This window comes from Kitasatospora sp. NPDC058063 (assembly GCF_042885395.1).
Taxonomy (GTDB): Bacteria; Actinomycetota; Actinomycetes; order Streptomycetales; family Streptomycetaceae; genus Kitasatospora; species Kitasatospora lactacystinica.
This window is the reverse complement of record NZ_JBHVSD010000035.1, coordinates 70,894-74,653: the sequence shown is the minus strand read 5'-3', so window position 1 is coordinate 74,653 and position 3,760 is coordinate 70,894. Positions and strand designations below refer to the sequence as shown.

Sequence of the window (3,760 nt, the reverse complement as noted above, 5' to 3'; positions counted from 1 at the left end):
ATGAACGCCAAGAACGACCTCGTGAAGATCCTCGTGACCAAGGGCGGCACGCTGGCCGACCACCCGCAGAGGGCCAGCCCACCACCCGCCACTAGCCCGGCCCCGGCCCGCACCCCTGCGGGCCGGGGCCAACCCGTCGAAGGGACGCACTGCACATGCACCGACCCGTCCTCGCCCCGCCCCGACAGCCCCGCCAGCCAGGCCGTCGGCTTCGACCTGGACGGAACGCTCGCGTTCCCTGCCAAGTTCAGCGTGTTGCGCGAGGCTGCTTGTCCTGTCATGTGGTTCCGCTCCCGCACTTGGGCCATCCCCTGGCGGGAAGGCCCGAGAGGCGGGCGCGGTGCAAGGTCATCTTCGATGCACGGCCGTGCGGTTTGTCAGATTCCGTGTCAGGTTGCCGAGTTGGCCGCCCCGGGCGTGTCTGTGCGGGTACAGTGCCGTGCGGTCGCCGTGGGGCGGCCATGGGGAGGAACACATGGGCCAGCAGTTGGCACGGTTGCCGCTCGATGGCGGGGGATCGATTCTCATCGAGGCGGCGGACGGGGTGGCCGGGCCGGTGAAGGCGGGCCGGATCGGCGATGCGATCCGTGATCTGCCGGCCGGGCTGAGCGCGGGGTTGGAGCCGGTCACGGACATGGCGCGCACGGTACTGCGTCGGCTCCGCGATGCAGGACCGTCGGAGGTGGAGGTCGAGTTCGGGGTCGACCTCGCCACGGAGGCCGGGGTGGTGATCACGAAGACGTCGGCCAACTGCCACCTGACGGTGCGAATGGCGTGGCGCAAGGACGAAACCGTCCCGGTCTCAGTCGGCGGGTCGGCGGCCTGACCCGGTGACGGCCGGGCGTGAAGCACCCCGGGCCGGGGTCGTGCCAGCGGCGGTGGCTCAGGTCGTCGACGGGGCTGGTGTTGTGGTGGGCGCGGGTTTCCTGGTAGCCGAGGACCTGGTTTTCAGCTGCGCCCACGTCCTGGCGGACGGCGGCTACGGCCCCGGTGACGTGGTGAGGCTTCTCTTCCCGCACGCTCCTGGCGCGCCCGCGGTTGAGGGCCGGGTGGAGGAGGAGGGGTGGCGCGACCCGCAGGGCCAGGACATCGCCTTGGTGCGCCTGGAAGCAGCGACGGGGGTGGCACCGTTGCGCCTGGGGTCGGCCGTGGCGTCTCGCGGGCACCGGGTGCGGTCGTTCGGTTTCCCGTCGCAGGCGCCGCCGAGCGGGCACTTCGGGTTCGCCACGGCCGGCGGTCTCCTCCCTCCCAGCGACGGGGTCGGTGATCTGCTGCAGCTGACCGGCGCGAACGACCTGACGACCGGGTTCAGCGGCGGGCCGGTCCTGGACGAGGTGACCGGTCTGGTGGTGGGCATGCTGACGGCGATCGCGGCGCCGGACTCCTATGACCGGGGCCTGGGCATTGCCTACGCCACACCGTCAGCCGTCCTGCGCGAGGTGTGGCCCGCGCTCGGCGAACACGACGTCTCGCCCTACCGGGCGCTGGAGCCCTTCACCGCCGAGCACGCCCGCTGGTTCCGGGGTCGCCAAGAGGCGGTGCGCCAGGTGCTGGCGGGCCTGGCGGGCAGGCCGCGGGTGGTCCTGCTGTTGGGGCCCTCGGGGTCGGGCAAGTCCTCCCTCGTACAGGCGGGGGTGCTGCCCGCGCTGGCCGAGGGCCGGCTGCCGGGCAGTGACCGCTGGCACCAGGTGGTGGTGCGGCCGGGCCCGGACCTGTCATCAACCCTCGAACACGCTGATCTGCCCCGGGCCGCCACCTCGGGGATTGCCGAGGCCGTCACCGAGCTGCTCGCGGCGGAACCTGCTCATGACCGGGTGGTGCTGGTTGTCGACCAGTTCGAGGAGCTCCTCGCGTCCGCCGTAGAACCTCGCGCTCATCGGGCGCTGGAGCTGATCACTGAGGCGATCAGCTCAGATGCCGCGCTCAGTGTGGTCCTGGTCATGCGCGACGACTTCTACCCCCGCCTGTCTGCGCTGGCCCCTGGCCTTCTTGCGGCCGCACTGCAGGCCCGGGGCGTGCTGAACGTACCCACCGCACTGACCGACCTGGAACTGGACGAGATCATCAGTGGGCCAGCCCACGACCTGGACGCTGACCTGGAGCCGGAACTCGCCGAGCGGATCGTCGCTGACGTCCTGGCCCTCAACCCTGACACCACCGCCACCTCTGAGGCGCCGGTCACCGTCTTGCCGCTGCTGGAGGTGACCCTCACCCGGCTATGGGAACGCCGCCTAGAGCACGACGGCCGGCTCACCCACGACGCGTACCGTCGCATCGGAGCGGTCACCGGCGCCCTCGCCGACTGGTGCGACACCGCCCTGGGCGAACTCGACCCGCACCAGCGCGACATCGCCCGCAGGATCCTCACGGCGCTGGTACGCCCGGCCGACGAGAGCCTGTACATCCCGGCGGTACGCCAACAGCTCCCACTCGATGACCTGCGCGACCTGGCCGCCGCCGACCGGTCGCCCGAGGCGCTGCAGGCCGTCGACGAGGTCCTGGCCGTGCTCACCCGCCACCGCATCGTCACCACCGATCGGATACGCCTTCCGGGACAACTGGATGACGGGCAGGGGACGGCCGTCGCCGAGCTGATTCACGATGCGCTCATCCGTGACTGGGACACCCTGCGCACGTGGGTCGAGCAGGACGCCCGGTTCCACGACTGGCTCCACCGCGCCCGCCTCCAGCACACTCGCTGGCAGCAACAGCGGGATCCGCAGGACCTGCCCAGCGGAAGCGTCCTGGCGGAAGGCCAGGAGTGGTCACGCAGCCGGCTCCTGCCAGGCGACATCGAAGCCTTCCTCGACGCCGGACACCACCGCCAGCAGGCGGCCGCCCGGCGCAACCGGCGTGTCATCGCCGTCCTGGCCACCATCCTCGTCCTCGCCCTGATCGCCGCTGGGGTGGCCTTCTGGCAACGGCAGACTGCGATCACCGCCCGGCAGGAAGCCGTCGCGCAGCGGCTGACCGCCCAGTCCCGCCAGCTCGCGGCCCAGTCCGACTCCCTGCTCGGCACCAACTCCGATCTCGCCGCCCTCCTGGCGAGCACCGCCTACCGGACCAGCCCGACCACAGAAGCGGCAGCAGCCCTCACCGCCGCCGCCAACCGTCCTCTGCTCCGCCGCTTCGCCATCGGCCCCAGCTCCGAGGTGGCGTTCAGCCCCGACGTGCGCACCCTCGCCGCCACAGGCCCGAACCTCAAACTGCAGGTGTGGGACGTGGCCACCGGCGAGACCGTCCCCGCTTTCACCAATCAGGAGATCTCCACAAGATTGGTCAAGTTCAGTCCTGACGGGCGCACCCTCGCCACCGCCACCGACAACGGCAAAGTGCAGGTGTGGGACGTGGCTACGGGCAAGGTCGTCTCTACCTTCATCGACCCCAATCCCAGCGCGCCTCTATCCTCGCCGGTGTTCAGCCCTGACGGGCGCATCCTTGCCACCTCCAACAAACTCGGCGAAGTGCGGCTGTGGGACATAGCCACCGGTACGGCTATCACCACGATCACCACCCGGGCGAAGCTCGATGTCGCGGTCGTCTTCAGTCCTGACGGACGCACCCTCGCCATCACCGAGGGCAGCGATCTTGTGCGGCTGTGGGACGTAGCTACGGGCAAGGTCGTCTCTACCTTCATCGACCCCAGTCCCAGCGCGCGTTTGTTCTCGCCGGTGTTCAGCCCTGACGGGCGCATCCTTGCCACCTCCAACAAACTCGGCGAAGTGCGGGTATGGGACCTGGCCACGGGCAGGACCGTCGC

General features: G+C 70.5%; 2 protein-coding genes. Both read left to right on the top strand.

All coding sequences use genetic code 11. The features are described 5' to 3' along the window. Nucleotides 1–475: 475 nt before the first annotated feature. The gene (locus tag ACFVUY_RS38885) at nucleotides 476–826 is read left to right on the top strand and encodes a CU044_2847 family protein (protein ID WP_387736812.1); all 351 of its coding nucleotides are present in this window, start codon (nucleotides 476–478) and stop codon (nucleotides 824–826) included. A 52-nt stretch (nucleotides 827–878) separates the two neighbouring features. Next, nucleotides 879–3,760, top strand: a 2,882-nt coding sequence (locus ACFVUY_RS38880) for a trypsin-like peptidase domain-containing protein (RefSeq protein WP_387736811.1), incomplete at its 3' end; no start/stop codon positions are given.